General features: G+C 67.5%; 15 protein-coding genes and 1 tRNA gene. 8 read left to right on the forward strand and 8 right to left on the reverse strand.

What is annotated here, in order from left to right:
* Positions 1-138: 138 nt before the first annotated feature.
* From HV783_RS00295 to HV783_RS00305, 3 genes are all read right to left on the reverse strand, one after another.
* Positions 139-1,050: a LysR family transcriptional regulator gene (locus tag HV783_RS00295; protein ID WP_064526510.1), complete on the reverse strand. Its 912-nt coding sequence runs from the start codon at positions 1,048-1,050 to the stop codon at positions 139-141.
* Positions 1,051-1,460: 410 nt separating this feature from the next.
* Positions 1,461-1,880 (reverse strand): hypothetical protein, encoded by a 420-nt coding sequence (locus HV783_RS00300; protein ID WP_054501884.1) that lies wholly within the window; start codon positions 1,878-1,880, stop codon positions 1,461-1,463.
* The gene (locus tag HV783_RS00305; protein WP_054501883.1) at positions 1,877-2,317 is read right to left on the reverse strand and encodes a Fur family transcriptional regulator; all 441 of its coding nucleotides are present in this window, start codon (positions 2,315-2,317) and stop codon (positions 1,877-1,879) included. Before HV783_RS00305 ends, HV783_RS00300 begins: the two co-directional genes overlap by 4 nt.
* Before the next feature lie 107 nt (positions 2,318-2,424).
* On the opposite strand from HV783_RS00305, the gene HV783_RS00310 reads away from it, so the two are divergent.
* The 3 genes from HV783_RS00310 to HV783_RS00320 all read left to right on the forward strand — a co-directional run bounded on the left by HV783_RS00310 (position 2,425) and on the right by HV783_RS00320 (position 4,399).
* Complete coding sequence (locus HV783_RS00310) at positions 2,425-3,204, forward strand: helix-turn-helix domain-containing protein (protein ID WP_081273549.1); 780 nt, start codon at positions 2,425-2,427, stop codon at positions 3,202-3,204.
* 176 nt (positions 3,205-3,380) lie between these two features.
* Positions 3,381-3,539 (forward strand): hypothetical protein, encoded by a 159-nt coding sequence (locus HV783_RS00315; RefSeq protein WP_155755566.1) that lies wholly within the window; start codon positions 3,381-3,383, stop codon positions 3,537-3,539.
* Complete coding sequence (locus tag HV783_RS00320) at positions 3,536-4,399, forward strand: alpha/beta hydrolase (protein WP_054501882.1); 864 nt, start codon at positions 3,536-3,538, stop codon at positions 4,397-4,399. The genes HV783_RS00315 and HV783_RS00320 overlap by 4 nt, the downstream gene beginning before the upstream one ends.
* Positions 4,400-4,412: 13 nt before the next feature.
* Here HV783_RS00320 and HV783_RS00325 read toward each other — a convergent pair whose 3' ends face one another.
* Positions 4,413-4,886, reverse strand: a complete 474-nt coding sequence (locus HV783_RS00325) for a YkgJ family cysteine cluster protein (protein WP_054501881.1) — start codon at positions 4,884-4,886, stop codon at positions 4,413-4,415.
* Positions 4,887-5,101: 215 nt separating this feature from the next.
* On the opposite strand from HV783_RS00325, the gene HV783_RS00330 reads away from it, so the two are divergent.
* Positions 5,102-5,707 carry a DNA-3-methyladenine glycosylase I gene (locus tag HV783_RS00330; RefSeq protein ID WP_175188463.1) on the forward strand — a complete coding sequence of 202 codons (606 nt, stop codon included), beginning with the start codon at positions 5,102-5,104 and terminating at the stop codon, positions 5,705-5,707.
* Positions 5,708-5,823: 116 nt separating this feature from the next.
* Here the strand turns inward: HV783_RS00330 and HV783_RS00335 are convergent, their stop codons facing one another.
* Positions 5,824-7,749 carry an LTA synthase family protein gene (locus HV783_RS00335; RefSeq protein WP_054501879.1) on the reverse strand — a complete coding sequence of 642 codons (1,926 nt, stop codon included), beginning with the start codon at positions 7,747-7,749 and terminating at the stop codon, positions 5,824-5,826.
* A gap of 293 nt (positions 7,750-8,042) precedes the next feature.
* Between HV783_RS00335 and HV783_RS00340 the strand changes: the two genes are divergently transcribed.
* Positions 8,043-10,115, forward strand: coding sequence for an AsmA family protein (locus HV783_RS00340; RefSeq protein WP_175188465.1), 2,073 nt, complete (start codon positions 8,043-8,045; stop codon positions 10,113-10,115).
* Positions 10,116-10,121: 6 nt separating this feature from the next.
* Here HV783_RS00340 and HV783_RS00345 read toward each other — a convergent pair whose 3' ends face one another.
* The gene (locus HV783_RS00345; RefSeq protein ID WP_175188467.1) at positions 10,122-11,717 is read right to left on the reverse strand and encodes a GGDEF domain-containing protein; all 1,596 of its coding nucleotides are present in this window, start codon (positions 11,715-11,717) and stop codon (positions 10,122-10,124) included.
* 14 nt (positions 11,718-11,731) lie between these two features.
* Positions 11,732-12,373, reverse strand: coding sequence for a TetR/AcrR family transcriptional regulator (locus HV783_RS00350; protein ID WP_054501876.1), 642 nt, complete (start codon positions 12,371-12,373; stop codon positions 11,732-11,734).
* Between the two features lie 115 nt (positions 12,374-12,488).
* On the opposite strand from HV783_RS00350, the gene HV783_RS00355 reads away from it, so the two are divergent.
* A complete protein-coding gene (locus HV783_RS00355; protein WP_116792245.1) occupies positions 12,489-13,235 on the forward strand; it encodes an SDR family NAD(P)-dependent oxidoreductase in 747 nt (248 codons plus the stop codon).
* A 209-nt stretch (positions 13,236-13,444) separates the two neighbouring features.
* Positions 13,445-13,520 (forward strand) — tRNA-Lys (locus HV783_RS00360).
* A 158-nt stretch (positions 13,521-13,678) separates the two neighbouring features.
* Here the strand turns inward: HV783_RS00360 and HV783_RS00365 are convergent.
* The gene (locus HV783_RS00365) at positions 13,679-14,302 is read right to left on the reverse strand and encodes an FMN-dependent NADH-azoreductase (protein WP_054501874.1); all 624 of its coding nucleotides are present in this window, start codon (positions 14,300-14,302) and stop codon (positions 13,679-13,681) included.
* Positions 14,303-14,619: 317 nt separating this feature from the next.
* On the opposite strand from HV783_RS00365, the gene HV783_RS00370 reads away from it, so the two are divergent.
* Positions 14,620-15,288, forward strand: a complete 669-nt coding sequence (locus tag HV783_RS00370; protein ID WP_175188468.1) for an HAD family hydrolase — start codon at positions 14,620-14,622, stop codon at positions 15,286-15,288.
* Positions 15,289-15,349 lie beyond the last annotated feature (61 nt).

Consider the following 15,349-nt stretch of genomic DNA (forward strand, 5'->3'; position numbering starts at 1 on the left):
TGGTCGCGGAAAATCCGGCAGACTGTAAATTTGAATTACAAATTTAACAATTGATTATTTTTCATCCCGGCATTCTGCTTTCGGCAACGCTGCGGTACGGCCTGGCTTTCCCGCGCGTTGGCGGGCGTCGCAGCAGGGTCAGAACAGTTGAGGGGCGTCGCTGCGGATGAAGCGCAGGAAGCGGTGCGCGGCGTCCGACAGGGGGCGCGAGGCGTGCGTCTGGAACTGCAGTTGGCCGGCGTTGAGCAGCGCGTCGTTGATGGGCCGGCAGATCAGCCGCCCGCTTTCGAGGTGCTCGACGGCGGTCAGGCGGGCGCACAGGGTGACCGCGTCGCTGGCCAGGACGTAGTGGTAGGCCGCGCCCGGCAGATTCGAAGTGAAGGCCGGTGACAGCGTGACGTTGTACAGGCTGCAGGCCATGTCCAGCACCTGCCGCAAGGCGCTGCCGCCATCCGGCAGCGCCAGCGGATAGGCCGAAAGCTGCGTGATGTGCAGCGATTCGCAGGCGGCCAGCGGGTGGCCGGGGCGCATCACCGCGACGATCTCGGCGGGATGCGAATAGATCACGGCGATGTCCTTTTCCGCCGTGTGGCTGTAGGTGACGCCGATGTCGGCCTGCGCCGAGCGGACCCGCTCGGACACCAGGCCGGCGTCGAGGATGTGCAGCTTGAAGCGGATGGTCGGGTGTTCGGCCTGGAAGGCGGCGAACTTGCGCGGCAGGGCGTAGGCGGCGAAGCCGGGCGCCCCGGCGATCTTCACGGTCTGGGTGTAGCGGCCGTTCTGGCCATCGATTTCGGCATAGGTGCGGGCGGCATCCGCCTCGACGCGGCGCGCGTGGTCGGCCAGGATGCGGCCGACTTCGGTGACCCGCATGCCCTTCGGGTGGCGTTCGAACAATTGGTTGTGCAGGCGTTGCTCCAGGCCGGCGATCTGGCGGCTGACGGCCGAGCTGACGACATTGAGCCGCGCGGCGGCGCCATTGACGGACCCTGTGTCGACGACAGTGAGAAAGTAACGAAGCGCGGTGCTGTCGAATTGGAATCGCTTCATTGATGTGCGTGCCGTAAATCTCAATGTCGAGTCCGGGCGGCTGGCAACCGCTATGAACGGCGCGGGAGGCGGCGGTCCTTGGGATGGCCGCGCGCCGTGCCGTCTTGTGAACGCCACGGCCAACGGCGTCGGACCACGCAAGCGAGGGTGGGTTGCGCCGCGGAAAGAGCGCTTTCCGGGAGCCCGGCGCGCTGCAATGCCAGCCCCGGGGCCTGTGGGCCAGGCGATTGGGCCAGTGGTGGAATTTATTCCAGCAACACCTTTTGCCACAATCGCAAATTTATCAATATTGCATTCTAATTTCGGCAATAAGCCCTGGCACAGCGATTTACGGCCCTGCGCAGGCCCCAGACGCAAAAAAAGCGCGCCCGAAGGCGCGCTTGAAAGCAGCGTGCAAGCGTTGTGGCGCGTCAGTCGATCACGAAGCCGCCGGGGCCGGCCTGGCCGAGCAATTCGCGCGCGCACTGCACCGCTTCATGCGGCGTGGCCACGGCCAGGAACGGCATGCCGAAGGCGCGCGCCATCTTTTCGCCGCGTTTGCGGATCTTGTCGAGCGCGTCGGCGTCGCGTTCGACGGCGATGAACGCGCGGCAGCGGGCCTTCAGCCTCGGCATGTTGGCGGTCTGCCAGTCGATCATCGCCTTGCGGTCGCCGTGGCTGGCCTCGGTGCGCATGTCGGGCACCACCATGACGAAGGTCTCGGGGTTGTCGACCAGCATCTCCATCTCGCGGATCCAACTGGCGGAATAGCCGGCCGGGGCGCCGCCGTGCTTGGCGGTGACGATGGGGAAGTGGGATAGGTCGTGGAAGAAAAACTGGTCGCGGTTCATTCGAATTCTCCGATGGAAAGGGCGGGCGCGGCCTTGCGGCAGCCGCAGCCGCCGTAAAGCACCAGGCTGTAGGAGTCCAGCGCGAAACCGCGTTGCCTGGCGATATCACGCACCAGTTGCGCCATTTCGGGGTCGCTGGACTCCAGGATCCGGCCGCAATGGCGGCAGACCAGGTGGTCGTGGTGTCCCTTGTCATTCAACTCGTACACGGTGCAGTGCGAGTCGAGCTGAGTTCGTTTGAGCAGTCCGGCGTCTTCGAGTTGCGTGATGACGCGATAAACCGTGGCCAGGCCGATGCTGCTGTGTTCCGAGATGAGGTTGCGGTAGATGTCCGCCGCGCTCATGTGCTGGTCCGCGTGCTGGTGGAAGATGTCCAGGATCTTCAGGCGCGGGAAGGTGGCTTTGATGCCGGCCACGCGCAGGCGGGTATGGTCCATGTAGATTCTCCATGCCGGGGGCGATGCCCGAATGATGAGAATGATGTACATTTTCAAGTGGCCCCGCTAACGGAATTCCGTCAACCTGTAGCTCAAATCTGCCAACCATGCGCGTGACCGTGGTCCACAACGCCTTGCCCGATGTCCTGCTGACCCCGTTCAGCATGCGGCATCCGCGCGCATCCAAGGGGCTGTCGGTGCCCGACCACGTGCACAACGAGGGCATGCTGGTGCTGGTGCATGAGGGTCTGGTGATGGTGCAGTCGGGCGCCGAGGTCTGGACGGTGCTGCCGGGCAGCCTGGGCTGGATTCCGCCCGGGGTCTCGCACGCGGCGCGCTGGTTCGGCGAGGCGCGCGGTTCGTTCCTGTACGTGCGGCCCGACGCCTGCGCCCGGCTGCCGGATCATTGCCGCTCGTGGCCGTCTTCGCGCCTGATCGACGCGCTGATGGAGCGCTTTACCACCAGTGCGCCCGGCGAGCTGCCCGAGGCCTATCTCGAACAACTGTTCGAGGTGTTGCTGGTCGAGGTCAAGCAGCGCGAGCATGCCCCGGTGCTGCTGCCGATGCCGGACGATCCGCGCCTGCAGGACCTGGCCCACACCCTGCTGGGCACGCCCGAAGACCCCTCCGGCATCGACGAATGGGCGCAGCGGCTGAACATGTCGACGCGCACCCTGATGCGCCGCTTCCGTCAGGAAACCGGCGTCACGCTGGGCCAGTGGCGCCAGCAGGCGCGCCTGTTGCGCGGGCTGGAAATGCTGTGCCGCGGCGGCTCGGTCACCGAAGCCGCGCTGTCGGTCGGCTACGAGAGCACCAGCGCCTTCATCGGCAGCTTCCGCGCCGCCTTCGGCATGACGCCCACGCGCTACCTCGCCGGCCGGGAGTAAGCCGCCAGGCAGGGGGTGCGGTCGCGCCGCTGGCTGCCGTCCAGCCCTGGCCAGCCTTTACGGATCTTCACTTTTTCCCGACAGATTTGCGGATCTTCGCGGATGCCCTTTGCCTACCATGGCGGCAGGGTAGGACAGGTCTTCTCGTCCTGCCCGCCATGCATCAAGGGTGTTCCATGACTTGCCAACCTTTCCTCGCTTTCCCGCCGGCCGGGAGCGCCGGCGCCGCCGCGGCTCCGACGGCTGTCCTCGCCTTCGCCCACGTCCTGGCGCGCCTGCTGGCGGCCACGCGCGCCGCCTGGCAGCTCGACGCCGCCGCCGGGAGCACGCCGTGACGACCCCGCGTACCGGCGCGCTGCTGATCCACGGCCTGGGCGGCACGGAATTCGACATGGGCTCGCTTCACAAGGTGCTGGCGCGCGCCGGGGTGCAAACCCATGGCGTCACGCTGCCCGGGCACGCGGGGCGGCCCGAGGACCTGCTGGACGTGCGGGTCGAGGACTGGATGGACGTCGTCACCCGGCGCTATCGCGAGCTGTGCGAGCAGTACGAGGTGGTGCACGTCATCGGCATGTGCCTGGGCGCCTTGCTGGCGGTCGAACTGTGCAAGCGCGAGTCGCACACCCGCGGCGCGCTGGTGTCGCTGTCGGCGCCGGTTTTCCTGGATGGCTGGAGCACGCCCTGGTACCGCGGCCTGCGCTATCTGCTGTATCACGTGCCGGGTGTGCCGCGACGCATCCGGGTCGAGGAAGAAGATCCCTACGGCGTCAAGAGTGAACTGGTGCGGGCCTTCATCAAGGCGGGCTTTGCGCGCGGCGACGGCTTTCACTACCAATGGGTGCCGCTGGCCTGCGTGCGCCAGGTCGATCGCCTGCGCGGCATGGTCAAGCGCGGCCTGGAGCGGATGCGCTGCCCGACGCTGGTGATGCACGCAGTCGAGGATGAGCTGACCAGCCCGCGGTCGGCGCGGCTGCTGGGGGCGCGCATTCCCGGCGCGTCGGTGGTGCTGCTGCAGGACAGCTATCACATGATCTGCGTCGATCACGAGCGAGAGCGCGTGATGCAGAACGTCCTGAGTTTCCTGGGCAAGGACCCGGGCATCGTGCGCGTGCGGCGTCGCGACAATGCGCCGCGGCTCGCGCGGGGGCAGGAGGCGCAGGCGGGCGCCGAGGGCATGCTGGTCGCCGCCCGCTAGGGCGGCAGGCGAATCAGGCCGCGGCCGGCTGGTCGGGCTGGTTGGGGTGCGACGGGCCTTGGGGATCGTTTTCCGCGTCGGGCCGCGGCGGCACCGCGGGCAGGCCCAGCGCCAGCCGCAGTCGCTGGCAGTCGGGATTGGGCGAGCCGTCGGGCATCCAGATGTCGAACTCGCGGCAGGGCGTCGGGCGGTTCTCGTAGATGGCGCAGTGGATGCCGGGTCGGCCCAGTTCGCCGCGCAGCGAGATGCAGCGGCCGCCGCCCATTTCAGTGCCCTTCATGCAGGCGCGCAGCGGGCTCATCTGCGTCACGAGGTCGAGCGGCACCTGGCCGCCGTTTTCGCCGGCCAGCTCGCCGATATAGAACGACACCCGGAAATGCGAGCAACAGGCGCCGCAGTCCAGACAGGGATTGGTGGCGGGGTTGCTGTCGCCGGCCAGCAGGGCGGGCGACACCAGGGTCAGGGCGGCTGTCTCGAGCAGGGACATGGCGGGGATCCGAAAGCCTGTCCGGTCCCGGCATGACGCAAAACGGGCTTGCATGCCGCAAGCCCGCCTGGCCGATCCGGGACGCGCTCGGGCACGGCCGGCGCGGGATCAGGGTGGGAAATAGTAGCTGGATTCGGCTTGCGGCCGCTACGACTTTTTTTGGGGACGTTGCTGCGGTAGCATCGGAAACCCGATAGCCGCCAGGACCCTTTCCCATGACCGCCAACTCCGACTTTTCCGACGGCCTCGCCCGTTGCGCCTGGGTCGACACGTCCGCCGAATACATGGCGTACCACGACAACGAATGGGGCCGCCCGCAAGGCGACGACCGCGCCCTGTTCGAGCAATTGTGCCTGGAAGGATTCCAGTCGGGCCTGAGCTGGCGCACCATCCTGAACAAGCGCGAGGCCTTCCGCCGCGGCTTTGCCGCGTTCGAGCCGGCCAAGGTCGCGCGGTTTGGCGAAAAGCAGGTGCTGGCGCTGCTGGCCGACGCCGGCATCGTGCGCCATCGCGGCAAGATCGAAGCCGTCATCAACAACGCCCAGCGGGCGCTGGAGATGATCCAGCGCGAAGGGTCGCTGGGAGCGTTCTTCTGGCGTTTCGAGGCGCCCCCGGGATCCCCGTCCACGCGCGGCGCGTCGACCTCGGCGCAATCCGAGGCCTTGTCCAAGGCCCTCAAGAAGCTGGGGTGGAAGTTCGTCGGCCCGACCACGGTGTATGCCTTCATGCAGTCGGTCGGCATGGTCAACGACCATCATCCCGACTGCCACTGCCACGGTCTCAGCGAGCAGGCGCGCAAGGCGTTCCGGCGGCCGGCGTAAGGTGGCTGGTCCAAGGCGGCCGACACAAGGGGGGCTGGCACAAGGCGGCCCGTTGGCTAGGCGCCTGTGCATAACGTGGCGGCGGGCCGGCACGCATCGCCGGTCTCCTGCGGCGCCTATCCGGCAGCGGCCGGCGCCTTTGCATCCTGCGCCACGGCGGCCGCGCCCGGGATGCAGTAGCGCCCTTCGCGGTAGGCCCAACTGGGCCAAAGCGCGTGCGCCAGCGCCTCGTCGGCCAGCGCCGGGTCCAGCGGCGCCGGGGCATAGTCTTCCGGCGCGGTGTAGCGGTACTGCACCGGGGTCTTGTTCGGCGCCAGCACCAGCAGGTCGTTTTCCTTCAGGTAGCCATAGGTGTTGTCGTACTGCATGATGGCGCGGCCCGGCGTGCTGCGGGTCAGGTCATGGCCGAGCATCGGGTGTTCGGTATCGACGCCGATCAGCGACAGCAGCGTCGGCGCCAGGTCGATCTGGCTGATCAGGCGGTCGTCGCGCCGCGGTTCGATGCCGGCGCCCAGGATCACGGCGGGAATATGGAAGTGGCGCACCGGCACCAGGCTGGCGCCGAACACGCGCGAGTCGTGGTCGGCGGCGATCAGGAAGACCGTGTTTTCCCAGTACGGTGCCGCCTTGGCGCGTTCAAAGAAGCGGCCCAGGGCCCAGTCGGCGTAGCGCACGGTGTTTTCCACCGTGGCCGGGTTGCCTTCGGTCTGAATGCGGCCCGCCGGGTATTCCCAGGGCGAATGGTTCGAGACGCTGAAGGCCAGCGTGAAGGTGGGCTGGTCGCCGTCCTCGCGCAGCAGCCGGTCGAGCTGGTTGAACATGTCCTCATCGGACGCGCCCCAGGTGCCGACGAAGGCGGGATCGACAAAGTCCTCGCGGTCGACGATCTGGCGAAAGCCGTTGCCCAGGAAGAAGCCCTTCATGTTGTCGAAGTGCGATTCGCCGCCGTAGATGAAGCGCGAGTGGTAGTCGTGGCGGCCCAGCAGGTCGGCCAGCGAGAAGAAGCCGCGTTGCGAGCGCGGCAGCTTGAGCACGGCCTGCGCCGGCGTGGGCAGGAAGCCGGTCACCACCGCCTCCAGGCCGCGCACCGAGCGCGTGCCGGTGGCGTAGGCGCGGGTGAAGGTCCAGGCGTCGCGCGCCAGCGCGTCCAGTTCGGGCGTCAGATCCATGCCGCCCAGGCCGGCGCTGTACTGCGCGCCCAGGCTCTCTTCCAGAATGATGACCAGGTTGAGCGGCCGCGCGGTCTTGCGGCTGGCGGGCTGGCGATGCAGGCTGGGGTATTCCGCGTTGGCCGGCGGATAGGGCAGGCCAGCCCGCGTCAGTACGCGGCGCTGCATGTCATCGTCGTCCATGCCGCCGTACACAGCCGAGGCCGACTTTTCGTTTTTCATGCTGTAGACGGCGTAGAACACGTTATAGAGCGAGTTCAGGGCCAGGGTGTTGAGCATGCCGTCGGAACTGTAGGCCACCGACGACGGGTTGATCGGCCGGTGGCCGAGGGTGCCGCGGATCGCCAGGATCACCACCGCCAGGAGCGCCAGGCTGGCCAGCGGCATCTGCCACCAGGCCAGTTGCGCGTCGGGCTCGGCGTGGCCGAACAGCGCATAGCCGCCCCAGCCAATCAGCCCGAGGGCGCCAAAGCCGCCCAGCAGCGCGCCCTTGTAGCCGCGCCACAGCATGCCCGAGACTTCGCGCGGGTGCTTCAGGTATTCGACGAACAACCGGTTGGGACGGGTGTCGTATTCGAGAATGAAGGGCGGCGTGGCGACTTCCAGGAACGCCAGCAGGATGAACGCGACCAGATACCAGATGCCGGCGGCGGTGGCGGCGAACGGCAGGTGGCCGAGCCACGGCGACAGCACGATCGGCAGCGCGCCCAGCACGCCGATCTGGTGCGCGTCGATGCGCAGCCCGCCCAGCAGCAGGGGAGCCAGGCCGCCGGCGTTGCGCACGCGCTGCCATTGCCAGGCGGCCAGGGCCAGGCGGCTGAGGGTCAGTAGCGCGAACGCCGCCACCACGAAAATCAAGCTCGAATGCCGCATCGGGCCTCCAGGTAATACTACTGCGCCGCCGCCAGGACGGTTGCCGGTCGATCGCCGCGCATTTGAACAGGGCGGGCGTCAAAAAAACGGTGGAAATCCTTCCGTGCGGGGGCAAACGGCGGGATCCCGCGGGGGCGGCTTTGTAACTTTTGCCGACCGCGCTCTATGACACGGAAAAATCCGTACACATTATGGGGCCCGCAAGCTTAACCCGCCGCGCGCGGCGCGCTACCCTTTAGGGTAAATAGGGCCGGTGCATCGGCGCTCCGGCGGCAACGGCAAGGATAATAACGATGACGCGCAAAACAAAAATAGCGGTCGGGATTGTGGGCAGCCTCGTCGTCCTGGTGGCGGTGCTGGTCGTGCTGGTCGCCACCTTCGACTGGAACCGCGCCCGGCCGATGATCAACGAACGCGTCAGCGCGGCCATCGGACGGCCGTTCGCCATCAATGGCGACCTGACCGTGACATGGTCGCGTGAATCGGACGAGAGCGGTTGGCGCGCATGGGTGCCATGGCCGCACATCGTGGCCAACGACATCAGCGTCGCCAATACCGAATGGGCTAGGGTGCCGGAGTTCGCCACCCTCAAGCGCGGTGAGTTCAGCCTGTCGCCGCTGCCGCTGCTGGCCCACCGGGTCGTGATCCGGCGCATCCAGTTGACCGAGCCCGCCGCCGACCTCGAGCGCCTGGCCGACGGTCGCGCGAACTGGGTCTTCACCCTGCCCGAGACCGGCGAGCCTTCGCCGTGGGTGCTGGACATCAATGAAATCGGCTTCGACAAAGGCAGCGTCGGCCTGTCCGATGCGATCCTGCAGGCGGACCTGACCGTGCTGGTCGATCCGCTGGGCAAGCCCGTGCCGTTCGCCGACGTGGCCGGCGCGGCCTTCGTGCCCGAAGACGCCGCCGCCGCGGCGCCGCGCGACTATGTCTTCGGCTGGAAGGTCGACGGTAAATTCAAGAACCTTCCCACCAAGGGCGAAGGCAAGGTCGGCGGCATGCTGGCGTTGCAGGATCCCAAGCAACCGTTCCCGGTGCAGGCCGACGTGTCGATCGGCGGCACCAAGGCGGCCATCACCGGCACCCTGACCGACCCGGCCAACCTGGGCGCGCTGGACCTGCGTCTGAAGCTGTCGGGCGGCTCGATGGCGCAACTGTATCCGCTGACCGGCGTGACGCTGCCCGACACCCCGCCGTATTCCACCGATGGCCACCTGGTGGCCAGGCTGCGCCACGCCGGCGGCGCGGTGTTCGAATACCGTGATTTCAATGGCCGCGTCGGCAACAGCGACCTGCATGGCGACGTGACGTTCTCGCTGGCGGCCCCGCGTCCGAAACTGACCGGCAAGCTGTCGTCCAAGCAGTTGCGCATGGCCGACCTGGGGCCGCTGATCGGCGTGCAGTCCGGTAAGCCCGCCCCGGCCCAGGACAAAGCCAAGGACGCCCCCGCCAAGCCGCCCAACGGCAAGGTGCTGCCGACCCAGGCGTTCCGCACCGACCGTTGGCGCGACATGGACGCCGATGTGGCGCTGGAGGCCGGCCGCATCGTGCACGATGCCAAGCTGCCGTTGACGGACCTGACGGTGCACTTGATCCTGCAGGACGGCCAACTCACGCTCGATCCGCTGCGCTTCGGCATGGCCGGCGGCAACATGGCGGCGACCGTGCGGCTGGACGGATCCAAGGCGCCGCTGACGGGGCGAGTCGAGATGCACGCGCGGCGATTGCGGCTCAAGCAACTGTTCCCGTCGGCGGAGTCGATGCAGAGCGCGCTGGGCGAATTGAACGGCGACCTGGCGCTGTCGGGCACGGGCAATTCCGTGGCCGCGTTGCTCGGCTCGGCCAGCGGCGATATGAAGATGCTGGTCAACGATGGCGTCATCAGCCGCAGCCTGATGGAGATTGCCGGCCTGAACGTCGGCAACTACGTCGTCTCGAAGCTGTTCGGCGACGACGAGGTCAAGATCAACTGCGGCGCGGCCGACCTGGAGATGAAGAGCGGCGTGATGACGCCACGCGTGTTCGTGTTCGACACCGAGAACGCGCTGATCAACATCACCGGCACCACCGACTTCAAGAACGAGAAGCTCGACCTGGACATCACGCCCGACAGCAAGGGCTTCCGCATTTTCTCGCTGCGTTCGCCGCTGTATGTGCGCGGCACCTTCGGCAAGCCGGACGTGGGCGTGCACGTGGGGCCGCTGGCGGCGCGCGGCGCGGGCATGGTGGCGCTGGGCGTGATCCTGACGCCGGCGGCGGGTCTGCTGGCGCTGATCGCGCCCAGCACCTCCGACGACAACTCCTGCGGCACGCTGCTCAAGCAGATGCGCACCCCGCCCAAGGCGCCGGCGCCCAAGGGCAAGTAGGCGGCGTCAGCGCGGCAACGCCATGCGGGCGCCGTCGCGCGCCTGGTTGTCGGCGACGCAGACCGCGTTGCGGCCGTGGTTCTTGGCGTAGTAGAGGGCGCGGTCGGCGCGCTGGATCACCTCGTCCAGCGTGGCGCCGTGCTCCGGGTAGCAGGCCACGCCGGCCGACAGCGTGATCGGCGCGGGCAGGCCGGTTTCGGTGCCGAGCGCCTCCAGCTTCTGGCGCAGTCGCTCGGCCGTGGCCACCGCGGCCGCCAGCGGCGCACCCGGCATCAGCATCACGAACTCCTCGCCGCCGCTGCGCGCGACCGTGTCGCCGCTGCGCGACCCCTCGATCAGCAACGCCGCCAGCACCTGCAGCGCGCGGTCGCCGGCGGCATGGCCGTACAGATCGTTGACGTTCTTGAAGTGATCGATGTCCAGCGCCACGATGGCCAGCGGCGTCTCGGCGGCCTGCAGCAGCGCCATGGCTTCGTTCAGGCCGCGGCGGTTCAGCAGCGACGTCAGGGTGTCTGTGGTGGAGGCGCGGCGCAGGTCGCGGATCTTGTGCTGGATCGAGTTCAATCCCATCAGCAGCGCGCGCTTGAGCTGCGAGGCTTCGAAATACCACGAACGCACTTTGCGGATGCGCTCGGCCGAGTCGGGGTCCTGCATGTGCTTGGCGATGCTGGCCAGTTCCCCGAGCGGGCGGGCGATCCAGCGCGACAGCAGCCAGATCAGCAGGATCGAGATCAGCAGCAGCGGCAGGGTGTTGCGCGCGGTCGCCATCAGCAGGTCGTTCAGGGGCAGCAGGGTGCTGGCCACCGGCCGCTGCGCGACGATGGTCCAGCCGGTGCTGGGCACCGGCGCGAAGCCGGCCAGGATCTCGGTGCCCGTCGCGTCGGTGAAGCGCGCTTCGCCGGTTTCGCCGCGCAGCGCCGCGGCCAAGGCGGTCTTGTTCGCGGACATGCTGCCCAGGCGGCTGCGGTCGGGGTGATAGATCAGGGTGCCGTCACGCGCCAGCACATACAGCAGCGAGTCGTCGCGGTTGAAATGCTGGCCGAGCAGGCGATCCAGCACGTTGTCTTCGTGCAGGTAGAGCGTGCCGGCGATATAGCCGAGATAGCGGTAGTCGCGCGAGAAGATCGGATGGGTGTACAGGATCAGCCAGCGGCCGGTGCTGGCGCGGAAGGGTTCGCTGATGAACGGCCGGCGCGTGCTCAGGGCGGTCCGGGCGGCGTCGCTGGTCATCTGCTGGCCCATCAGTTGCGGGTAGGAGGTCGACACCGCCAGCACTTTGCCCTGCGCCGACACCACGAAACTGGAATTGAAATGGCCCAGTTGCTCTTCCTGGCGCCGCGTCTCCGACGACATCAGTTCCGGGTGGGTCTCCATGTGGGCCAGCATGTCGGCGCTGTAGGCCAGGTGACGCCGCAGGTCAGCAAGGAAATATTCCGTGGTGGCGGCGAGCTTGGCGGCATAGACACGGTTGCTTTCGAGCGCGTTGTGCAACAGCAGGTCGCGTTGCACCAGGTAGCTGGCATGCAGACCCGCGGCCAGCACCAGGAAGATCGACAGCAGGCTGATCCATAGGATGAGACGCCGGAGGTCGAGGCGGAGCATGGAAGGTAGGACCGTCAGGCGTGGGCGCGGCCTGGGGGCGGGCCGGAATGGGGCAGGCCGGCGAGCGCATCCCAGGCGCACATCGCCTGGCGCGCGACCGCTTGCAAGGTCTTGCGGCTGGCGCCGTCGCGCGCCTGGATCGACATTCCGTGCAGGATGGTGGTGTAGAACGCGGCCAAGCCTTTCAGGTCGGTGCCGGCGGGCAATTCGCCGGCGGCGGCGCCGGCGGTCAGGCGGGCCAGGATGCGGCCTTGCATTTCGCGCCGATTGTCGCCCAGGAACACGCCCACGCCGGCGTCGGTGTCGGCGCCGGCCGGCGCGCCCAGCACGATCAGGCAGCCCGGCGGAGCGCCGGGGGTGGTGAAGCGTTCGGCAGCCGCCAGCAGCATGCCGCAGATGCCCGCGCGGGCGGTGGGGGCGTCGGTCAGCGCGCGGCGCGATGCGGCGCCGTCGGTGTCGCGGTAAAGCTGCACCGCTTCGCGAAATAGTCCCTCTTTAGAGCCGAATGCGCCATAGAGACTGGGCGAGTTGATGCCCATCGCGGCCGTCAGATCGGTTAGCGATGCTCCTTCATATCCCTTCGACCAGAAGACTTCCATGGCCTTGCGCAAGGCCTGGGCCCGGTCGAAGTTCCTGGGACGCCCACGTTCTGCCATGACCCGGATTTTACTCGCGAGAGTTATTTTGTGTTGATTGATAAAAAAATCGTTGACGGCCGCTTGGCGGCAGTCGATGATATTTGTACTGAACACTACAAATTATGGTGAATCCATGCAGAACCTGATCGGAAAAGTGGCTTTCGTGAGCGGCGGCAGCCGTGGCATCGGCGCGGCAATCGTGCGCCGCCTGGCGTCGGAAGGCGCGGACGTGGCTTTTACCTACGTCAGCGCCTCGTCGCGCGAGACGGCGCAGGCGCTGGCGCGCGAACTCGAGGCAGAGGGACGACGCGCGCGAGCCATCCAGGCCGACTCGGCCGATCCGGCGCAAGTGCGGCGGGCGGTGGAGCAGGCCATCGGCGAACTGGGCCCGGTGGATGTGCTGGTGAACAACGCCGGCATCTTCCTGGCCGGCCCGCTGGACGAGGTCACGCTGGAGGACTATGACCGCACGATGAACATCAACGTGCGCGCGCCGTTTGTCGCGATCCAGGCGGCGCAGGCCTCGATGCCGGACGGCGGCCGCATCATCAACATCGGCAGTTGCCTGGCCGAACGCTCGGGCCGCGCCGGCGTGACACTGTACTCGGCCAGCAAGTCGGCGCTGCTGGGCATGACGCGCGGCCTGGCGCGAGACCTGGGCGCGCGCGGCATCACCGCCAACGTGGTGCATCCGGGTCCGATCGACACCGATATGAATCCGGCCGATGGCGAGCGTGCGGGCGACCTGGTGGCGGTGTTGTCGTTGCCGCACTACGGCGAAGTGCGCGACATCGCCGGCATGGTGGCGTTCCTGGCCGGTCCCGACGGGCGCTACGTGACGGGTGCGAGCCTGGCGGTGGACGGCGGGTACGCAGCCTGATCCGGCGCTCCCTGCGCGGCCTGAGGCCAGGGCGAGGGCGCCCGCATCGAAGGGCCCGCGTCTGTTTTTTTGGGGGCTATCTGCAATGGACTTGCACAATTAAAAAAAGGTCCCTATAATCTCGCTTCTTCGCTGGTCAAACACAACAAACGCAGCGGCGACAACGCGAAAGCGGCGTTTACCAAGTGGTGGTTGTGATTGAACATGCAGGGCTGTTAGCTCAGTTGGTAGAGCAGCGGACTCTTAATCCGTAGGTCGAGTGTTCGAGCCACTCACAGCCCACCAAAATTTCGAAGGCCGTCGACGTTAATCGTCGACGGCCTTTTTCACGTCGACGGCCTTTTTCATTTTCCGCGCGCCGGTGACTTTCCAGGCCTGTGGGCGCCCGCGGGCTTGCCCCCCCCCCCCATGATTCGGGGCCGGCCGCTGCCGCTGGCGTCGCGCTAGAAATCCTGCGCGATCGCGCTCGCGCTGATCCTGGCCTGCGCGATGGTGTCCGTGGCCAGGGCGTCCCAGGTGTGTTCGACCATCAGGCGCCGCACTTCCTTGACGCCGATGAACTTCAGCCAGAAGTCGAGGTAGTCGGCCTGGTGCGCGAAGCCGGGGCTGGCGGGATAGGCGATGGGGTCGTGGCCCTGGCCGCGGACGTGGATGACCAGGGCGCGCGGGATGCTCAGCATCGGGCCGTATGCCCGCCCGTCGAAGCTGAACAGCATGCCGCGCTGGCTGACCAGGTCGATCAGTTGCTTGAGCTTGTACGGATAGTCGAAATTCCACATCGGCACGCCAAGCACGATCCGGTCGGCCTGCTGAAAGCGCCGGGCGAGTTCGGTGATGCGGGCCCAGATCGTGGCCTCGGCATCGTCCAGCGGGGCTTTGGCGACGCCCTTGTACTTGGCGCCGATCGCCCGGCTGTCGAAGTCGGGCAGGTCTTCTTCCCACACGTTCAGGGTGTCGACCTCGAGTTCGGGGTGAGCCTGGCGACAGGCGGCCAGGAACGACTGGGCGATGGCGATCGACGCCGAGCGGGCGCCACGGGGGGAAGATTCGATGTTCAAGAGACGCATGCTGCAAAGTCCGGATGGGGCGAGCGTCGTAAGTTTGGTTGCCAGTCGGCCCGCCAGGGGAAATACGATTGCAAATGCAATCGTTAGGCGGGCAATTGTATCGTTGTCCGATGGAATTGCAAACGCCATCGCGGGACGGCCTGTGGGGCGGCCCGTGGGGCGGTATCACGGCGCACCGCCGGGTCCGGGCGCCGCGAAGTACGCCATCGGCGGGCAGACAGGATTAAGCCTGGACTGAATGGTGATTGCATCCTGGCTAAATCACCGCGAGCGATGTCCTCTCTATAGTGAGGGCATCGAATCCAAGGAGTGCCCCCATGCCTGTAATTGCCCCGTCCGCCGCCTATCCCCGCGCGGTGCTGTTCGATCTGTTGACCGCGCTGCTGGATTCCTGGACGGTGTGGAATGCCGCGGCCGGCGCCGAGGCGCGCGGCCGCGCCTGGCGCGCAGAGTATCTGCGCCTGACGTATGGCTGTGGCGCCTACCAGCCGTATGAGCAATTGGTCGAGACCGCCGCCGCGGCGGTGGGGCTGCCGGCCAGCGCGCCGGCGGCGCTGGAGGCGGAGTGGGACCGGCTGCCGGCCTGGGACGGCGCGCGCGAGCTGCTGCGGGCGCTGCGTCCGCACTGCCGATTGGGCGTGGTCACCAACTGTTCGCGACGCCTGGGACATCGCGCGGCGGGTCTGCTCGGAGTGGACTGGGACGTGGTGGTGACCTCGGAAGAAGCGGGCTTTTACAAGCCGGATCCCCGGCCCTACGAACTGGCGCTGGCGCGGCTGGAGGTGCCGGCCGCGCAGGCGGCGTTCGTGGCCGGCTCAGGCTACGACCTGTTCGGCACCAGCAAGGTGGGGCTGCGCACCTATTGGCACAACCGCGTGGGCCTGGCCTTGCCTGAAGGCGCGCCGGCGCCCGAGGCGCAGTCGCCGCGACTGGATGACGCGTTGCCGTGGCTGGCCGGGTTCGGCGCGGGCGCGGCGGTGCGCTAGCCGGGGGCGGTACAAACTGTTGCGCGCTCGCGATTCCCGCAGCGGGCGGGACAGGCCTTAA

Origin of the sequence: Achromobacter dolens, assembly GCF_902859745.1 — a bacterium.
GTDB lineage: Bacteria > Pseudomonadota > Gammaproteobacteria > Burkholderiales > Burkholderiaceae_B > Achromobacter > Achromobacter dolens.

What these genes read in the sequence shown, in the direction of transcription:
- HV783_RS00295 (WP_064526510.1), bottom strand. Translation starts at nt 1,050, where the DNA reads ATGAAGCGATTCCAATTCGACAGCACCGCGCTTCGTTACTTTCTCACT.
- HV783_RS00300 (WP_054501884.1), bottom strand. Translation starts at nt 1,880, where the DNA reads ATGAACCGCGACCAGTTTTTCTTCCACGACCTATCCCACTTCCCCATC.
- HV783_RS00305 (WP_054501883.1), bottom strand. Translation starts at nt 2,317, where the DNA reads ATGGACCATACCCGCCTGCGCGTGGCCGGCATCAAAGCCACCTTCCCG.
- HV783_RS00310 (WP_081273549.1), top strand. Translation starts at nt 2,425, where the DNA reads ATGCGCGTGACCGTGGTCCACAACGCCTTGCCCGATGTCCTGCTGACC.
- HV783_RS00315 (WP_155755566.1), top strand. Translation starts at nt 3,381, where the DNA reads ATGACTTGCCAACCTTTCCTCGCTTTCCCGCCGGCCGGGAGCGCCGGC.
- HV783_RS00325 (WP_054501881.1), bottom strand. Translation starts at nt 4,886, where the DNA reads ATGTCCCTGCTCGAGACAGCCGCCCTGACCCTGGTGTCGCCCGCCCTG.
- HV783_RS00330 (WP_175188463.1), top strand. Translation starts at nt 5,102, where the DNA reads ATGACCGCCAACTCCGACTTTTCCGACGGCCTCGCCCGTTGCGCCTGG.
- HV783_RS00335 (WP_054501879.1), bottom strand. Translation starts at nt 7,749, where the DNA reads ATGCGGCATTCGAGCTTGATTTTCGTGGTGGCGGCGTTCGCGCTACTG.
- HV783_RS00340 (WP_175188465.1), top strand. Translation starts at nt 8,043, where the DNA reads ATGACGCGCAAAACAAAAATAGCGGTCGGGATTGTGGGCAGCCTCGTC.
- HV783_RS00345 (WP_175188467.1), bottom strand. Translation starts at nt 11,717, where the DNA reads ATGCTCCGCCTCGACCTCCGGCGTCTCATCCTATGGATCAGCCTGCTG.
- HV783_RS00350 (WP_054501876.1), bottom strand. Translation starts at nt 12,373, where the DNA reads ATGGCAGAACGTGGGCGTCCCAGGAACTTCGACCGGGCCCAGGCCTTG.
- HV783_RS00355 (WP_116792245.1), top strand. Translation starts at nt 12,489, where the DNA reads ATGCAGAACCTGATCGGAAAAGTGGCTTTCGTGAGCGGCGGCAGCCGT.
- HV783_RS00365 (WP_054501874.1), bottom strand. Translation starts at nt 14,302, where the DNA reads ATGCGTCTCTTGAACATCGAATCTTCCCCCCGTGGCGCCCGCTCGGCG.
- HV783_RS00370 (WP_175188468.1), top strand. Translation starts at nt 14,620, where the DNA reads ATGCCTGTAATTGCCCCGTCCGCCGCCTATCCCCGCGCGGTGCTGTTC.